Here is a 17,485-nt window from a genome sequence, read left to right as displayed (position 1 = left end):
ATGAAGACACTCAGCGTTGTGGACGCCGACCTGGCCTGGGACGCCGACCTGACGGTGCTGCGCGGCGTCACCGTCGAGGCCCGGCCGGGCCAGATCCTGGCTGTCACCGGCACGTCCGGCGCGGGCAAGACCACGCTGCTCAGCGCGATGGCCGGCCTGCTCACCCCGGCCCGGGGCGAGGTGCTGGTCGACGGCGAGAAGCTGACCGACCGCGACCAGGCGGTGAAGCTGGGCGTGGTGCTGATCCCGCAAGACAACGGCCTGGCGGCGATCCTGACCGCGGCCGAGAACATCTCGGTCGCGGTCATCGCGACCGGCGGCACCGCGGCCGAGGCCCGGCGGCGCACGGCCGAGGCGCTGGAACCGCTGGGCCTGTCCGGCCAGGCCAATCAGCTGATCGAGGAACTGTCGGGCGGCCAGCAGCAGCGCACGGCGATCGCCCGCGGCCTGGCCCTGCAGGGCGACATCCTGCTGGCCGACGAGATCACGAGCGAACTCGACGCAGCCAACCGCCAGAAGGTCATGGAACTGCTACGAGCCGAAGCGACCCGCGGCGCCGCCGTCGTCTTCGCCACCCACGACCCGGAAGCGGCAGCGGCCTGCGACCGCGAACTACACCTGGGCGACGGCGAAGCCACCTGGGTCCGCCCGTGACGCGGCCCGAGCTGTTCGCCGCGCTGGCCGAGCGGTTCTCGCAGCTGGGCGGAGTGGACTTGGAGCTTCCAGCGCGATCAACCCCACCCCGCGCACCGGATTGGGGTGAGATGTGGCCGCCGCCTCCGGGAGACGGACCTCCATCAGCGGACTCGACCTCGGATCGCCGCGATCGGCCGATCCCGGACCACTCATAGCGCCTGCGAGCCGGGGGCAGCCCTCATCTGTTCCGTGGCCGGGCCCGACCGCGTGACGTCCGGGACGGAAGAGGTGGAACACGCCTGCGGAAAGCCGTGCGTGGGCAGCCTCACGCGCGAAATCTGGACCGCTGGCAACGCCTGACCGACGACGGCGACGTGCCGGGACTGCATCGAGTCCTGACTGGTCTGAACGTCGACGCGATCGAGATGCGCGAGGTTTCACCCATGCTGGGTCTGCTCGCTCAATCGGAGCGGTCAGAGGTCCTGGGCCGGCCGCTCTGATCCGGCGCAGCAACTCGAGCACGCGATCGGCTGAGCTGCGTCGGCGTCGGATGCCTCAACTTCGGGCTGTGCGGAAGGCTTGAGCCAGATCAGGGCGCCGGTCACGACGAAGAGGGCGGCGACCGGGGTGCCCCAGCCGGTGGGCAGGTACATGGCCAGGAACCAGACTCGGGCTTCTACTCCGGTGAGTAGGAAGATGGTGGGCACCAGGCCCTGCGGGAACAGCAGGATCGTGCCGAGGGTCAGGTAAACGATGATCTGGGGCCACGGGCGGGTGTCGGGCGGGGGCGTCGCTGTGGTGGGGGTGGGGGCTTTGCCCGTACGCAAGTGGGTCAGCATTTCGGGGCCACGGGCGGTGAGGCGGGTGTGGGCGGCGCGGCCCAGCCACCATGCGAGCGCCACGAGGATCAGCGTGAGCGCCGCGGCCGGCACGGCGGTGAGCCCGGCCCCCGGCCCGAGCCTCAGCCCGTACGGGACCAGGCCGAGGAAAGCGACGGCCGTGACCACCCCGGGGACACCGACGAGGGCCACCGCGAGCAGCCCGGCCGCCAGCCGTCGCCGGGGTAGTGGCAGCAGGGCGAAATGGCCGGGGCGCAACACCGCCGAGCCGCCCAGCAGCGGGCAGGCGACCCAGCCGAGCAGCCACAAGACTGCGGCGCCGGCCAGCAGATCGCCCGCGTCACCGGCGAAGGCCAGCCCGATCGTCGCCGCCGCCGCGGCCAGGCCCAGGACCGCGCCCACGACCATCCAGGCCGCCTGGCCGCCGGTCATCGAGTTGCTCAGGACGGCCAGCTTCATCCGGATCAGGACGAGAGCCACGACAGACCCGTCCGGGTGTGCGCGTCACCGCCGGCCAGCCGGACGAAGGTCGCCTCGAGCGAGTGAGCCGTTCGGGCAGGGCCAGGCCGTCGGGCAGCACACCCAGCAACGCCTTGGCCCGACCGGATCGGACCACACGTCGTGCCCGTACACCTCGGACCGGCCGCCGCCGGGGCGGAGCAGGCCCACCGCCATCGACAGGGCCGTCGTCTTGCCCGCGCCGTTCGGCCCGACCAGCCCGAAGAACGAGCCCGGCGGCACGACCAGGTCGACGTCGTCGACCGCGACCCTGTCGCCGAAGGCCTTGCGCAGGCCGGTCAGGCGCAGGGCGGGCGTCATGGTCAGACCACGGATTCCGTTCCGCCCGGCACCAGGGTGACCTCGCCGTCGATGTGCTGCACGGTGAACAGCGTGCCCGGCGGGTACGAGCCGAGCACTTCGGGCGGCAGCTGCACAGTGCCGTCACCGGCGACCACGGCGAAGTCCTGCCCGTCGCGGCCCTCGGCGCCGACCCGGCCGTCGCGGATGGTCACCGCGCGGCCCAGCCGGGCGCCGACCTCGTTGTCGTGGGTGACGACCACGATCGTGGTCTGGCGTTCGGCGTTGACCGTCTCCATCGCCGCGAGGACCTCGTCGCGGCCGGCGGTGTCGAGACGGCTCGTCGGCTCGTCGACCAGCAGCAGGCCGGGGCCGGTGGCGATGCCGACGGCCAGCGCGGCCCGCTGACGGCCGCCGGGGGTGAGGTCGGCCAGGCGCTGACGGCCCTGACCGGGCAGGCCGACCAGGTCGAGGATGCGGTCGGGGTCATCGAGGGTGATGCCGCGGGTGTGGGCCGCCCGGCGCTGGGCCAGCCAGATGTTGCGGTGCAGCGACGCGTACGGCAGCAGGTTGCGGGCCGCCCCCTGCAGGACGACCCCGATCTCCGTACCCCGCAGGCGGGAGATCTCGCCGTCGGAGAGCTTGCCCATGTCGTAGGTGCCGATGTTGATCCGCCCGGCCGACGGGCGCATCAGCCCGGCCAGCAACGCGATCAGCGTCGACTTGCCCGACCCGGACGGGCCGACCAGCGCGATGGTCTCACCCGGAGCGATCGACAGGTCGACCCCGGCCAGCGCGACCACATCGCCCGCCTCGGCCCGGTAGATGTGCACCACGCGCCGGCAGGCGACAGCGAGTCCGTTCATGGTGCCAACCTAGCGTTTCCCGGGGCCGCGTTTCGTCCCCGTGGGCCGGGCATTTTAGGGTGTGACCGTGCGCGACATCGCCGTTTTCTCCGGATCCGCCCATCCTGCCCTGGCCGCCGAGATCTGCGACCACCTCGGAGTGCCGCTGCTGCCGATCCGCACCTCCCGCTTCGCCAACGACTGCATCGAGGTGCAACTGCAGGCCAACTGCCGCGAACGGGACGTCTACCTGATCCAGCCGCTCGTCCCACCCGTGCAAGAGAACCTGGTCGAACTGCTGTTCATGCTGAACGCGGCCCGCGGCGCTTCGGCCGGGCGCATCACGGTGGTGCTGCCGCATTACGCGTACGCCCGCAGTGACAAGAAGGACGCGCCGCGCATCAGCATCGGCGGGCGCCTGGTGGCCGACCTGCTGACCACGGCCGGCGCCGACCGGGTGCTGGCCATGACGCTGCACTCGCCGCAGGTGCACGGCTTCTTCAACATCCCGGTCGACCACCTGCACGCGCTGCAAGAGCTGGCCCGCCACTTCCGCCGCTACGACCTGAGCAACGCCGTGGTCGTCTCACCCGACCTGGGCAACGCCAAGGAGGCGGCGGCGTTCGCCCGGCTGCTCGGCATCGGCGTCGCGGCCGGCGCCAAGCAGCGCTACGCCGACGACAAGGTGGTCATCAGCACGGTGATCGGCGACGTGGCCGACAAGGACGTGATCGTGCTGGACGACGAGATCGCCAAGGGCAGCACGGTCTTCGAACTCCTCGACCGGCTGCGGGAGCGCAACGCCCGCAGCGTACGGGTGGCTTGCACCCACGGCTTGTTCGCGGCCGACGCGGTGCAGCGCCTCTCGGCCGAGAAAGAGATCGAAGAGATCGTCTGTACCAACACGGTCCCGATCCCGGCCACCAACCACACCGAGAAGCTGACCATCCTGTCGGTCGCCCCGGCCCTGGCCGAAGCGATGCGCCGCATCCACAACGGCGAGTCGGTCAGCGCCCTGTTCCATGACGCCTGACATTCCCTCTGGTCCGGGCGCTGCTTCCGGTCCGGGCGCCTCCTCCCGTCCGGGCGCCTCTTTCGGTACGGGCGGGGGTGCCGATCGGGTGGGGCGGGTGCTCGATGCGCTGCTCGCGATGCAGCGGCAGAGCTGGGAGCAGGGAGTCGCCTCACAAGCGGCCCTCGACCTGGGGCGCGACGACCTGGCCCACCTGATGGCCGAGTCGGCGGTGGCGCGACAGGCGCCGGACGGGCGGCTGGGTGGCCCCGACGACAACGCGGTCAACGGCGCGGCGTGCGGGGAGGCGGTCGTCCGGGCCGGCTTCACGGACGCCGCCCGGCGCCAGCTCGACTTCCTGCTCGGCGCTGCCCCGCGTACGACCGACGGAACGATTTGCCACGTGCTCGGCTCGTCCCAGGTATGGGCGGACACGGTCTACATGGTGGTGCCGTTCCTGGCGCTGAGCGGCGAGCTGGACGAGGCCGTACGCCAGGTCCACGGCCATCGGCGACATCTGTGCCGCGACGGCCTCTACTCGGCGATCTCGCCGGTTCGCCCGGCCCATTGGGGCGGCGGAAACGGCTGGGTCGTAGCCGGTATCGCCCGCGCCGTACGCCTGGCCCCCGCCCTGCTGGAGACCGACCTGCCCGCCCACGCACGCGAGGTGCTCGACGCGTGCCTGCCCCTGCGCCGCCCCGACGGCCTGTTCCACGACGTGCTCGACGACCCGGCCACGTTCCGCGAGTCGAACGCCGCGCAGATGTTCGCCTACGCCGCCCTGACCGGCGCCACCGACGGCTGGCTGCCACCCGAGTACGCCACACTGGGCCACGACCTGCTGGCCGCCGCCACCGCCGAGGTCGACAACCACGGCCTGGTGCAGAACGCCTGCGGCACACCAACCTTCGACCACCCCGGCACCTCCCCCGAAGCCCAGGCCTTCCACCTGCTCGCGACGGTAGCCGCCACACCCCCGCCACCACACCCCTGACCCGCCCACCCTGTGGACAGCACCGGATTGTGGACAACTTCAGCCCTCCGCTGATCAAGTCCTAGGCTCATCCCTGCCCCGGGAGGGAGGGGGTTCGGGATGGCCCCGGGGGTGTCCCTGCGAGGGCGAGCTTTTCCGCTGGTTTGTGCTGATGGGGCGTTGAGGTGCGGAGCATGGCGTGCAGGACGTCGACGCGGCGCCGTGCCAGGCAGACAGGGGCTGCGTTGTGTTTCCTGCCTTCAGCCCGTTCGCGGTCGTAGCAGGCCCGGCTGGGCGGATCGGACAGCGCCGCGAACGCGGACCGGAGGAACGCGCATTTCAGCTGCTCATTGCCGCCCTTGGGCGAGTGTTCCTCGCGGATGCTGGTGCCCGAGCGGCGGTCGGCCACGGCCAGGATCCGGCCGTGCCGGGTGAGGATGTCGAACAGTTCCCGAGCCTCACCTCGGTGTTCGGCAATGCCGCGTCAAAGCGCATGACAGCGCCGGTGAGGATGGTGACCACGCCACCGTTGAAGGCGCGCGTCAGCCTCCTGGCGGCCTTGGGGGACCTACCGCCGGGTCGAACAGCGCCGCAGAAATCGCGGGAGATGCCGCCGGGTCGAAGCCAGGACCGGCGTCGTAGGAATTCGGCCAGGGGTGGGACGGGGGACGGGGAGGGCAGGACTCCGTCCCCCGTTCGTTCAGGGTCTTCCGCCGGGTTGAGCTGGGCTCCTTTCGCGGGGACGTATGTTGGGAGCGCTCCCATACGACTGTAACGGCTGGGAATGTCCGGCGCTATAGGCCGGCGGTGGTCAGGTGGTGGCGGCGCAGGTCACCGTCGGGGTCGAGGCCGTGCCGGAGCCGATGAAGCCGAAGCCGGCCGTGCCCGCGGCGGGCAAAGCACCGTTGTAGGCCACGTTCTTGGCGACCAGCGCGTTGCCGCTCGCGGTGACCGTGGAGTTCCAGGACTGACTCACTGACGGTGCGCTGCCGTAGGTCAGGGTCACCGTCCAGCCCTTGATGGCGGCCGCGCCCGCGGTCACCTTGACCTCGCCCTGGAAGCCGCCCGACCACTGGCTGCTGGTCGCGTACGTCGCGGAGCACGCCCCGGAAGCCGGGGGAGTGGTCGGCGGGGTGGTCGGCGGCGTGGTGGGCGGGGTCGTCGGGGGAGTCGTCGGCGGCGTGGTCGGGGGTGTGGTGGTGCCGCCGAAGTTCACGTCGCTGCAGAAGTAGTAGGACTGGTCGAGGTGGCTGGCCTGCCAGATCGTGTAGACCATGGCCCGTCCGCTGCGGCCCGAGACCGACACCGGGATGTCGATCTCGACACCGTCGGAGCGCTGGGTCCACTGCGCGGCCGGCGTGTTGCCGATCTGCGAGACGCGGTCGAGGTCCGACCACTTCAGGGCCTGGGTGGTCGGGTTGAAGCCGGGCTTCGAGACGTACACCCAGATGTAGTCGGCGCCGTGCCGGGCGCCGTCGAACAGCTTGACGTTGAAGCTGTTGCCGACGTTGGTCGCTTTCCAGTCGCCGATGGTGTCCATGGCGTTGTAACGGCCGCTTTCGGTACGACCGCCGCTGCAGAGCTGGCCGTCCGGGATCGCGCCCTGGTGGTTGCCGGCGACGTTCTCGCGGAACAGGCCGTTCCAGTTCCACATGGCGCTCGGGTTGGCCTGCCAGGCCTGCCAGCACATGGGGTCCTCGGTGGCCATGGCCGGGTCCTGGAACTTGCTGCCCCAGCGCTCGAAGCAGCCGTAGTTGCGCGAGGAGGGGCCGGTGACGTTGCCGTGCGCGTTCGCGGGGGAGACCGGCGCGAACAGGACGGTGAGGGCGGCGAGCAGCAGGCCGGCGGCCGCGCTGAAGAGAACTCTTCGTTTCATGAGGGCATTGCTCCGCATGGTCGGTGGCCCGGTGGACAGGCCAGGGGGAACCGGCGGGAGCTGCCCTCAACTCCCGAATCACATACACCGGCGGGTGTCGTAACACCGTGCCACAGAATCGATGGTTGTCAATAGCAGTTGCGAAACGGGGTGGGGGCCCGGGCACACTCGGATCATGGAACCCCTGAGCGAACCGGCCCAGTTGCGAGCAGCCGCGGCTCTGATCGCCGGCGCCGAGCGGCTCGTCGTCCTCACCGGGGCCGGCATGTCGGCCGAGAGCGGTGTGCCCACGTTCCGGGACGCGCTGACCGGGTTGTGGGCGCGGTACGACGCCCAGGCGCTGGCCACCCCCGAGGCGTTCGAGCAGGATCCGGCGCTGGTGTGGGGCTGGTACGAGTGGCGGCGCGAACTGGTCGAGCGGGTGGGGCCGAACGCGGGGCACGAGGCGGTCGCGCGGCGGGACGCCGTCGTGATCACGCAGAACGTCGACGACCTGCACGAGCGGGCCGGCTCCAAGAACCCGATCCACCTGCACGGCTCGCTTTTCACCCCGCGCTGTTCCGGGTGCGGCCGGGCGGCGGGCGCGCCTGCAGTTGGCGGGGCGGGGACCGAAGGGCCGAGAACCCCGCCTTCTTGTGAGCACTGCCAGTCCCTCGTACGCCCGGGGGTGGTCTGGTTCGGTGAATCGTTGCCGGTGGACGCGTTGGAGAAGGCGGTCGAGGCCGCCGCCAACGCCGATGTGCTGGTCACTGTGGGTACGTCGGGGGTGGTCCATCCGGCCGCCGAGATCCCGCAGGTGACGGCGAAGCTGGGCGGTACCGTCATTCAGGTCAACCCGCAGCCGACGCCGCTCGACCCGTTCTGCGCGGTCAACCTGCGCGGGCCGGCCGCGACAGTGCTCCCCGAGATCATCAGATGAATGGTTGCAAACCTGGCGAACCGGCACCACGCACCTCGTAAGACGCGGATCATGTCGTCATGGGTGTCATGGCTTACCCCCTCCGGTACGCGCTCGCCGATCTCGCCCTGGCACTGAGCCGGGTCTCGCACGAACCTGCCGCCGTGCAGTCCACAGCAGCCCGCGCCGCCGCCGACATGATCGGTGACGGCGCCGGCGTGCAGCTGCTGCGGGACGACGGCCGGTACGACTCGATCACCTACCACCACGTCGACGACGGGCGGTCGGCCTCGCTGTCGCGCGTGCTCGACCACGTCGACCAGCTGCCCGACGACGACTTCTCGACCGCGCTGGCGGCCAGCCGCCGGCCCATCGTGCTGGCCGGGGACGGCGTCGAGCCGCTGGCGGGCGAGGAGCACGAGATCCACTCGGCCGTGCTGTGCCCGGTGATCGTCGACAACACGTACGCGGGGTATCTGGTGCTGACCCGCGAGACGCCCGGCTCGTTCTATTCGACGGCCGAGGTCGAGCTGGCCCGCGACATCGCCGGTGAGCTGGCCCTGGCCTGTTCGAGCGCGCGGGCCCTGGAGCGGCTGCGGGCCAGCGAGGAGCGCTACCGCCGGGTGCTCGAGACCATCCCCGAGGGGGTGCTCCAGCTCGATCCGGACGCGGTGGTGACGTACGCCAACGAGCCCATCGGGGTCGTCCTGGGCATGCCCCGCTCGCAGCTGGTCGGCGTCTCGCTGCGGGGCTTCCTCAACGACCAGGGCCAGAAGGAGCTGAACCGGCGGATCAACGAGTGCCGCGAGGGCCGCTCCACGGTCGGTGGCACCCGGCTCATGCGGGCCGACGGATCGCAGCGCAGCGTCCGGATCAGCATGATGCCGCTGATGGGCGATCACGGCGAGTTCACCGGCGTGGTCTGCATGGTCACCGACACCACCGACCACATCGACGCCCGCGGTCTCAAGCGCCAGCTCGACCACCTGCGCCGGCTGGACAGCCTGGGCCAGCTCATCGGCGGCATCTCGCACGACTTCAACAACCTGCTGACCGTGGTCGGTGGCTCGGCCGAGATGATCACGCACTCGGCCGAGGAGGGCAGTGAGCACCACCGGCTCGCCACCGACATCCTGGACGCGGTGGGCACCGGGCGCTCGCTGACCCACCAGCTGCTCGCGTTCGGCCGCAGCGACGGCAACCGCCCCGAGATCATTCCGATCCCGGATCTGCTGACCGACGTCCAAAGCCTATTTTCCCGTACGCTGGGCGAACACATCGGCCTCGACCTGGCGTTCGGCCCCGACGTGTGGGCGGTCAAGGCCGAACGAGGCCCGCTCGAGCAGGCGCTCGTCAACCTGGCCGCCAACGCCCGCGACGCCATGCTGCACGGCGGCATGCTGCGGGTGGCCGCGATGAACGAGCTGGTCGAGGCGGGCAAGGGTCCCGAGGGTGTGCCGCCGGGCCGGCTCGTGCACATCGTCATCACCGACACCGGCGTCGGCATGACCGACGAGGTGCGCCAGCGCGCGCTCGAGCCGTTCTTCACCACCCGTCCCACCGCGGCCGGCCTGGGCCTGGCCACCACGGCCGGCATCGTGCAGGGGCTGGGCGGGCACATCGAGCTCGAGTCCGAGCCGCGGATGGGCACGACGGTCCACCTGTACCTGCCCGCGGCCGAGGACAAGCCGCTGGCCGCGTCGGGCCGCCAGGGCGCGCCGGCGGTGATCGGCCGGGTGCTGATCGTCGAGGACCAGCCCGAGGTGGCGCAGCTCGTGCAGCGCCTGATCGAGCCGGCCGGGTACGCCATCACGGTCGCCACCGACACGCTGCAGGCGGTGAGCCAGGTGGCCGCGGGCGCCCACCCGGACCTGCTGATCACCGACGTGGTCATGCCGACGATGACCGGGCCCGAGCTGGCGGCGGCGCTGCGGACGCACCAGCCACACCTGCCGGTGCTCTACATGTCCGGCTACACGGCGGCGTCGCTCGGCCCCCAGCTGCACCTCGACGACAACAGCATGCTGATCGAGAAGCCGTTCACCCGATCGACGCTGCTCGGGGCGATCCGGACGCTCTCCGGTACTGCGACGAACGAGGCCGCCACGTCCAAGTAACGGCGTTTCCGCGACTCCGACCAAAGGTGCGAACTCGGGCGGAGGGGGTTGCGCTCCGAAGCGGACAAACAGCAGTATTCCGGCGTACAGCCGACTTTAGTCCGCTTTGGGGTGGCGGGCGGGGTGGTCGGATGGGGCTTCGGGAGGACCACCAGTGACTCAGCATGGCACGCGGGACCGGTCGAGTGTTGGATCACGCGCCGACACGCACGGCACGTCGACCATGGACCTGAGCGGACGATGCGTCGGCAGCTCGTACGTGCTCCAGCGCCCGCTCGGGCAGGGTGCCACCGGCACCGTGTGGGAGGCGCTCGACCGGGCCACCGGCAAGTCCGTCGCCGTGAAGCTGTTGCACGAGAGCCTGTTGCAGCAGCCCCGGCTGGTCACCCGGTTCGTGCAGGAGCGCACGATCCTGCGCATGCTGCGCCACCGCAACGTGGTGCGCGTGCACGACCTGTTCAGCGTGGGCGAGACCATCGGCCTGGTGATGGACCTGGTCAGCGGGGGCAGCCTGCGCGACCTGCTGCGCACCGAGCCGACCGTGGCCCCGGGCGAGGCGGCCCGGCTCACCGCGCAGGTGGCGGCCGCGCTGGCCGAGGCGCACGACCTGGGCGTGGTGCACCGCGATCTCAAGCCCGACAACATCCTGCTGGCGACCGTCGACGGCCGGCTCGACACCCGGCTGACCGACTTCGGGGTCGCCCGCATCCTGAACACGCCCAGCATGACCACCCCGAGCGCGGTCGTCGGCACCCCGCACTACATGTCGCCCGAGGCCTTCCACGGCGCGACGGCCAGCCCGGCCACTGACGTGTACGCGCTCGGCGTGCTCCTCTACGAGCTGGTCAGCGGCCGGCCGCCGTACGTGAGCGACTCGATCCCGGACCTGATGCGCCAGCACCTCGAGGGCAACCCCGTCCGCCGTACGGGCCTGCCCGACCCGGTGTGGGACGTGATCACGGCATGCATGGCGCACAAGCCGCGCCGCCGCCCGACCGCGGCCGAACTGGTGGCCGACCTGTCCGACATCGCCCGCCGCTTCGACGGCGCCCCGGCGCTGCCGGCCCCGGCCGACGCCCTGGTCGAACCGCCGCGTTCCGCGCCCGTGCTGCACTCGCTGCCGCTGGCCTCCGTGTCGGTGGACGACTGGCTGGTGTCATCGAAGCCGAAGGTCGCTCCCTCGATCGTTCCCCCGCAGCGGCATCCCGGGAAGCGCAACGCCGTCCCCGGCTGGCGCTGGGCCCGCCCCGGCGCCACGCTCGTGGTGATCGCGGCCGCGATGGTCGCCTCGGCCACGGCCACGACGGCCTGGAACATGGGCCGCGACAACGGCGAGACCCGGGACCTGGCCGCTCCGCCGGCAACTGTCGCTCCGCTGCCGTCGGCCGTCCCGTCAACCGTGGCCCAGCGCCGCACGAACGTCTCGGCCAATCGCAACGCGGCCCGGCCGGCGGCCGCCCACACGCCCCCGGCCCCACGAAAGGCCGTTCCGGCGCCGGCTTCTCCGGTCGTACGCACCCGGGCCGCGCAACCACCCACCAAGCGCCCACCGACCCGTTCGCCGCGCCCCGAAGCCCAGCCGTACGGCCCGTGGCAGTGCAACCAGAGCTTCGCGATCGACTTCCGGACCAGGACCGCAGCCCGCGTCCAGCCCTGCCACATGCTCGGCCGTGACGTCCGCTACCAGGCCACGGTGACCGCCCCCGGCGGCGGTCAGGGCCGCATCACGGTCGCGCTCAAGGACGCCGACTCGGGCCGCACCGTCGGCGCCACCAAGACCTGCGACAACCTGATCTTCGAGGGCGACGCCGCCAACCGCACCTGCGGCCCGGCCGCGGCCAGCCCGCCCCGCGGTCACACCTACGCCGTGGTCATGAACTTCAGCTACGACCGCAACGGCCGCACCTTGACCAGCGAGGCCAAGAGCGCCACCTTCGCCTGGAATTAGATCGCGCGGTGCGGCGTTACCGCCTACCGTGATCCGCATGTACGCACTCGGTCTGCAGCTGCCCCAAGGGGCGGCTCCCGTGTGCGTGCTCTCCGATACGCGAATCTGACCCTTCCCCAGCCGCAGCAGAACCCCGGGGAAGGGTGGTCGCTTCATGCGCGGTTCTGGCGCTCCCCGCTCGGCAGGCGGGGCGCGCACTCCCCAGAATGCCTTACATCCAGTGAGGGATTGATCAGATCATGGCCAAGAGCCAGTTCATCCGGACCAAGCCGCACGTCAACATCGGCACGATGGGGCACGTCGACCACGGGAAGACGACCCTGACCGCCGCGATCACGAAGGTTCTCGCCGACCGCGACCCGGCCTCCAACCGGTACGTGGCGTTCGAGGGCATCGACAAGGCCCCGGAGGAGGCCGCCCGCGGCATCACCATCACCATCGCGCACGTCGAGTACGAGACGCCGACCCGGCACTACGCGCACGTGGACATGCCGGGCCACGCCGACTACGTGAAGAACATGATCACGGGGGCGGCGCAGGTCGACGGGGCCATCCTGGTCGTGTCGGCCCAGGACGGCTCGATGCCGCAGACCCGCGAGCACGTGCTGCTGGCCCAGCGGGTCGGCGTGCCGTACCTGGTGGTGGCGCTCAACAAGAGCGACGCGGTCGACGACCCGGAGCTGCTCGACCTGGTCGAGCTCGAGGTCCGCGAGTTGCTGAGCGAGTACGGCTTCCCCGGCGACGAGGTTCCGGTCGTCCGGGTCAGCGCGCTCAAGGCCCTCGAGGACGACCCGAAGTGGGTGCAGTCCGTCGTGGACCTGCTCGACGCGGTCGACGACTACGTGCCCGTGCCGCAGCGTGAGCTGGGCGAGCCGTTCCTGATGCCGATCGAGAACGTGCTCACCATCAGCGGCCGCGGCACCGTGGTCACCGGCAAGATCGAGCGGGGCACGCTGCGCGTCGGCGACCCGGTCGAGGTCGTGGGTCTCGGCCCGACCATCGCCACCGTGGCGACCGGGCTCGAGACGTTCGGCAAGTCGCTCGAGACGGCCGAGGCCGGCGACAACGCGGCCATCCTGCTGCGCGGCATCAAGCGCGAGCAGGTGCAGCGCGGCCAGGTCGTGGCCGTGCCCGGCAGCGTCACGCCGCACCAGAAGTTCGAGGCGCGGATGTATGCGTTGACGAAGGAGGAGGGTGGCCGGCACACGCCGTTCGCGACGGACTACCGCCCGCAGTTCTTCTTCCACACCACCGACGTGTCCGGCGGCCTGGACCTCGGCGGCGTCGACCTGGTCATGCCGGGCGACACGCTGGACAAGGTCGCGGTGACGCTGGGCAAGCCGGTCGCGCTCGAGGTGGGCGCGGGCTTCGCCGTCCGCGAGGGCAACCGCACGGTCGCCGCGGGCACGGTGACGGCCCTGCTCGACTGATTGTCAGGGGTGGTCGGCTCGATGAGCCGGCCACCCCTCACTGTCGTGGGCGGGGGGCCAGGGTTACGAGCAGTAGCAGCGGGATGACGGCGGTCATGGTGGTGGCCAGGCCGATGTGGCCGGCGATCCAGCCGATCAGGGCTGGGCCGAGCAGGATCCCGGTGTAGGTGAAGGTGGTCAGGCGGGAGACGAGGGCGGCGGTGGAGGCGCCGGGGAGGCGGCCGACGGCGCTGAAGGTCAGTGGCACCAGCACTGATGAGCCCAGGCCGGCCAGGGCGAAGCCGCCCGCGGCCAGGCCGGGGTTCGGGGTCAGGACGGCTATGCAGAAGCCGGCGGCCGCCAGCATCGCGCCGGTTCGGAACAGGCGGTTGGCGCCGTGTCGTTCGGCCAGGCGGTCGCCGGTCAGGCGGCCGAGGGTCTGGCTGGCCGTGTAGGCGGTGATGGCCACTGCGGCCAGGCTCAAGGTGGCGCCGCGTTCCTCGTGCAGGAAGATGCCGCCCCAGCCGAGGGCCGCACCCTCGCAGATCATCAGCGCGGTGGCGGTCAGTCCGAGCAGGACCAGGGGGCGGGTCCAGCCCGCGCGCACCGAGGCCGGCTCGGTCGTGGCTCGTCCGTTGTCCGGCAGCCGGCCGGCTGTGACCAGGCCGGCTGCCAGCAGCACGGCACCCGCCGTGAGCAGATGGGCGGTCAGGCCGACGCCGAGGTGGGCCAGGGCGGCCGTGGACAGCGACGCGATCACCGCGCTGATGCTCCAGGCGGCGTGACAGCTGTTGAGGATCGGCCGTCCGGCCTGCCGTTCGACCGCGACCGCGCTCGCGTTCATCGCCGCGTCGGTGGCGCCGTGGGCTCCTCCGAGCACGGCGGCGCCGGTCAGGAACCAGGCCTCGGTGGGCGCGACGGACAGGCCGGCCAGCAGGAGCGGCATCACCACCAAGGCGGCCCGCAGGATCGGGCGGGTGCCCACTCGGGCCACCAGCGGGCCGATCGACTGCATGCAGGCGAGCGCGGCGGCCGCGAAGAGCAGCCCGGACAGGCCGAACCGGGTGTCGCTCAGATCGTGGGCGGCCTTGAACGAGGGGGCGCGCACGATCCAAGTGGCCAGGGTCAGGCCGTTGAGCAGGAACACGGCGGTGACGGCCCACCGGTCGTGGGTCGAAGTGGTGGCGCGCTGGCTGGCGGTCACGGAAAGCCTCCGGGTCGCGGACGGGGGACCCGGTGAGTGAGTCCCACGTCTCCGACGAACGGCGTACCCGGTAATCGGACAATGAGCGTGATTATCCTGGTCACTGTGATGTTGCCGCTGCCTGCGGGCGAGTTCGACGCGTACCTGTTCGACTGTGACGGCACTATCGCCGACTCGATGCCCATTCACTTCCGGGCCTGGCAGCTGGCTCTGGAGGAGTGGGGCGCCGAGTTCCCGGAAGAGTTGTTCTATGCGTGGGGAGGGCGCACGCCGACGTCGGTGATCGAGGATCTGAACGTGCGGCAGGGGCTGGCCATGCCGGTCGACGTCGTGGACAAGCGCCGGGAGCAGATCTTCCAGGAGCTGTTGCCGACCGTGGCGGCTGTGCCCGAGGTGTTGGAACACATCGAGGATGCGTACGGGAAGGTGCCGTTCGCTGTTGTCAGCGGGAGCAGCCGGGAGTCGGTGACGGCGTCGTTGACGACGCTGGGGCTGCTCGACCGGTTCGAGGTCATGGTGTGTGCGGGGGACTACCTCAACGGCAAGCCTGATCCGGAGTGTTTTCTGGCCGCGGCCAAGCTGCTGAACGTGGCGCCCGAGCGCTGCCTGGTCTTCGAGGACACCGACTTCGGCATGCAGTCGGCGGCCGCGGCGGGCATGGCCGCGGTACGGGTGCCGCCGCCGTGGCAGCGGCACCCGTGACGGCTCAGCTCAACGTCACATAGTCCAGGTTGAAGCCGCCGGTCTCGCAGAAAACCGTGACCAGCTGGTCGCCCGCGGCCAGCGTCACCGGCACGTGCACCGACTGGTAGGTCGCCCAGCCGCCCGTGGCCGGCACTGACACCGTGGCCAGCTTGTCGCCGGCCGCATCGCGGAACGTGATGGCGTCCGCCGCCACCGCGCCCGTGCCGTTGGCTACGCGCAGTTCCAGGTCGTACGTTCCGGGCTGCGCGACGTTCACGCGGTAGCTCAGCCAGTTGCCGGCGGCGGTCCAGCCGATGTTCTTGCCGCCGCTGGCCCCGGCGTTGCTCTCGACGAAGTTGGCTCCGCCCTCGGTCCAGCCGTTCTGGGCGGCGTACGACTCGGCCTCGACCCGCACGCCGATCGGCGCGCCCTGCGGGGTGACGTTCACGTCGACGGTCACGGTGTCGCGGGCCGCGCCGTCGGTCACGTGGAAGGTCAGCTTCTGGGCCCCGGCCACGGTCGGACTCAGCGTGACCACGCCGGTCGTCGCGTCCAGGGAGACGCCGGCCGGCAGGTCGGTCGCGTAGAAGCTGAGCCGGTCGCGGTCACGGTCGGTCGCCGACAGGCGGAACAGCGTGGTCGCGTACTGGTCGACGGTCAGCGGCGGCACCGCCCGGAGCACCGGCGCGTGGTCGCGGCGCGGGGGATCGGCCTTCCAGCGGTACGTGGCGTACGCGTTGGCCGGCACGCGGACCACAAAGGACTCGCTGCCGAGCTTGACCCGCACCGACTTGTCGGCCGCCGTGCCGTTGGCCAGCACGGCGGTGAACTTGTCGCCGTTGCGGTAGACGACGTTGCTGACGCCGGCGGCCGCCGCGCTCGACTCGACGCGCACGTCCGACGGGGACAGGTAGCGGGCGAACTGCCCCAGCGGATAGAGCTCATCGCGTACGGAAAAGGTCTTGGTGTCGGTGTTGACCTTGACCAGGCGGTCGGGCCACTTGGTCGTGCGGCCGATCTCTTCCCAGTCCACGTTGTTGTCGCGCTTGTCGGTCCAGTGCAGCGTGCCGCCGGTCTGGTCGGTGGCCTGCGCCCACATCGTGTAACTGCTGGCGTTCAACCGGAAGTAGTTGAGCACGGTGGCCGGGTTGAGATCGCTCGTCTCGGTCATGTGCACGGGCTTGCCGAACTCGTTGTAGGCGTCGCGCATCACGGCCGGATCACCCCAGTACGGGTGGAAGGCGATGCCGTCGGCCGCCTTCCGGGTGGCCGGGTCGTTCATGATCCGGTAGTAGTTCTTGGTGGCCGTGCTGTTCGGGTCGCGCCAGTCCCAGAAGTTGAAGTCGTGCACGTAGAGCTTCGTGTCCAGCTTGCTCTTGCGAAGCTCGCGCTTGATCGCGACGGCCAGCTTCTGCTGCTGATCGACACTGATGTCCATGGCCGGGTAGACGACGTCCATCCCGGGCTCGTTGAGCAGGGTCAGAGCATCGACCCGAACCCCCTGCTTCGCGTACGCCTGCAGGTACTTCACGTAGTACCGGGCGAACACGTCGATGCAGTCGTCGCGCAGCCGGCCCACCTGGTAGTGCTCGGTGGTGCTGCCCGGCTTGAGCGCGACCTCGCCGGTGAACCGGTTGTTGGTCTTCATCCAGGCCGGCGCGCTCCAGGCCGAGGCGAAGAACGTGGCGTCCGGGTTGTACTTCTGGATCAGCTTGACCGCCTCGACCATGTGCAGGTCGATGTCCCGCTGGATCGAGAAGTGCTTCAGCGCGAAGTCCTCGGAGACCCCGGGCGGCAGTTCGTCGTACGACCAGAAGGGCAGATGCTCGATCAGGTCGGGGCTGCCGATGGTGAGCCGGAACCGGTCGAAGCCCGCGCCGTGCTTCGGGTCGACCAGCAGGCGTACGGCCTTCTCGCGCTCTGCCTTCGTCAGTTTCCACAGGTTGGAGACGCTGGTCTCGTCGATCGACATGCCGATGCCGCTGTACCGCTGCCGTTGCTGCGACGGGTCGACGACCACCGTGGCGTCGACCGCCCGGCCCGCGCCGTCCCCGACCCGCGTCGACGGCAGGGCCTTCCATGCGTCGGCCGCCCCGGCCGAGTAGGTGCCGGTCACCGTCGCTCTCGCCCCACCCGCGGTTGCGGGTTGCGCCGCCACCAGCGTCAGAGCCGTCGATGCGACAGCCAGCGCCGCGGTGAGTGGTCGCTTCACCAGTCCTCCTGAGAGATAGATCAACCGCTATCCG

Annotated in this window: 13 protein-coding genes and 2 pseudogenes; 8 read left to right on the top strand and 7 right to left on the bottom strand. The window is 70.8% G+C overall.

Annotated elements, in window-relative coordinates; all coding sequences use genetic code 11:
- Positions 1-654 carry an ABC transporter ATP-binding protein gene (locus tag M1L60_RS21645; protein WP_253239277.1) on the top strand — a complete coding sequence of 218 codons (654 nt, stop codon included), beginning with the start codon at positions 1-3 and terminating at the stop codon, positions 652-654.
- A 455-nt stretch (positions 655-1,109) separates the two neighbouring features.
- On the opposite strand, the gene M1L60_RS21640 is transcribed toward M1L60_RS21645, so the two are convergent.
- The 3 genes and pseudogenes from M1L60_RS21640 to M1L60_RS21630 form a co-directional block, all read right to left on the bottom strand.
- Positions 1,110-1,955, bottom strand: coding sequence for a hypothetical protein (locus M1L60_RS21640; RefSeq protein ID WP_253239276.1), 846 nt, complete (start codon positions 1,953-1,955; stop codon positions 1,110-1,112).
- A 61-nt stretch (positions 1,956-2,016) separates the two neighbouring features.
- A pseudogene (locus M1L60_RS21635) lies at positions 2,017-2,294 on the bottom strand (ATP-binding cassette domain-containing protein); the annotation flags it as partial.
- Between the two features lie 2 nt (positions 2,295-2,296).
- The gene (locus M1L60_RS21630) at positions 2,297-3,139 is read right to left on the bottom strand and encodes an ABC transporter ATP-binding protein (protein ID WP_253239275.1); all 843 of its coding nucleotides are present in this window, start codon (positions 3,137-3,139) and stop codon (positions 2,297-2,299) included.
- Positions 3,140-3,206: 67 nt separating this feature from the next.
- On the opposite strand from M1L60_RS21630, the gene M1L60_RS21625 reads away from it, so the two are divergent.
- On the top strand, positions 3,207-4,151 hold the full coding sequence (locus M1L60_RS21625; protein ID WP_253239274.1) for a ribose-phosphate diphosphokinase: 945 nt from the start codon (positions 3,207-3,209) through the stop codon (positions 4,149-4,151).
- Positions 4,152-4,248: 97 nt separating this feature from the next.
- Positions 4,249-5,124 (top strand): glycoside hydrolase family 88 protein, encoded by an 876-nt coding sequence (locus M1L60_RS21620; protein WP_253239273.1) that lies wholly within the window; start codon positions 4,249-4,251, stop codon positions 5,122-5,124.
- A gap of 67 nt (positions 5,125-5,191) precedes the next feature.
- Here the strand turns inward: M1L60_RS21620 and M1L60_RS21615 are convergent.
- Positions 5,192-5,506, bottom strand: a pseudogene (locus tag M1L60_RS21615) (hypothetical protein); the annotation flags it as partial.
- Between the two features lie 408 nt (positions 5,507-5,914).
- Positions 5,915-6,979 (bottom strand): lytic polysaccharide monooxygenase auxiliary activity family 9 protein, encoded by a 1,065-nt coding sequence (locus M1L60_RS21610; protein ID WP_253239272.1) that lies wholly within the window; start codon positions 6,977-6,979, stop codon positions 5,915-5,917.
- Positions 6,980-7,154: 175 nt separating this feature from the next.
- Between M1L60_RS21610 and M1L60_RS21605 the strand changes: the two genes are divergently transcribed.
- From M1L60_RS21605 to tuf, 4 genes are all read left to right on the top strand, one after another.
- Positions 7,155-7,898, top strand: a complete 744-nt coding sequence (locus M1L60_RS21605; RefSeq protein WP_253239271.1) for an SIR2 family NAD-dependent protein deacylase — start codon at positions 7,155-7,157, stop codon at positions 7,896-7,898.
- A gap of 68 nt (positions 7,899-7,966) precedes the next feature.
- The gene (locus M1L60_RS21600; RefSeq protein WP_253239270.1) at positions 7,967-9,994 is read left to right on the top strand and encodes a hybrid sensor histidine kinase/response regulator; all 2,028 of its coding nucleotides are present in this window, start codon (positions 7,967-7,969) and stop codon (positions 9,992-9,994) included.
- A 154-nt stretch (positions 9,995-10,148) separates the two neighbouring features.
- On the top strand, positions 10,149-11,942 hold the full coding sequence (locus M1L60_RS21595) for a serine/threonine-protein kinase (RefSeq protein ID WP_253239269.1): 1,794 nt from the start codon (positions 10,149-10,151) through the stop codon (positions 11,940-11,942).
- A gap of 239 nt (positions 11,943-12,181) precedes the next feature.
- Entirely contained in the window at positions 12,182-13,372 is a 1,191-nt protein-coding gene (gene tuf / locus M1L60_RS21590) for an elongation factor Tu (RefSeq protein WP_253239268.1), read from the top strand.
- A 37-nt stretch (positions 13,373-13,409) separates the two neighbouring features.
- Here the strand turns inward: tuf and M1L60_RS47910 are convergent, their stop codons facing one another.
- Positions 13,410-14,555, bottom strand: coding sequence for an MFS transporter (locus tag M1L60_RS47910; RefSeq protein WP_253239267.1), 1,146 nt, complete (start codon positions 14,553-14,555; stop codon positions 13,410-13,412).
- Between the two features lie 81 nt (positions 14,556-14,636).
- On the opposite strand from M1L60_RS47910, the gene M1L60_RS21580 reads away from it, so the two are divergent.
- Positions 14,637-15,257, top strand: a complete 621-nt coding sequence (locus tag M1L60_RS21580) for an HAD family hydrolase (RefSeq protein ID WP_253239266.1) — start codon at positions 14,637-14,639, stop codon at positions 15,255-15,257.
- 4 nt (positions 15,258-15,261) lie between these two features.
- Here M1L60_RS21580 and M1L60_RS21575 read toward each other — a convergent pair whose 3' ends face one another.
- Positions 15,262-17,451: a carbohydrate-binding protein gene (locus M1L60_RS21575; RefSeq protein WP_253239265.1), complete on the bottom strand. Its 2,190-nt coding sequence runs from the start codon at positions 17,449-17,451 to the stop codon at positions 15,262-15,264.
- Between the last annotated feature and the right edge of the window lie 34 nt (positions 17,452-17,485).

The organism is Paractinoplanes aksuensis, from assembly GCF_024137025.1.
Lineage (GTDB): Bacteria > Actinomycetota > Actinomycetes > Mycobacteriales > Micromonosporaceae > Actinoplanes > Actinoplanes aksuensis.
The sequence above is the reverse complement of the archived record's forward strand: the minus strand, read 5'-3'. Positions and strand labels throughout refer to the sequence as shown.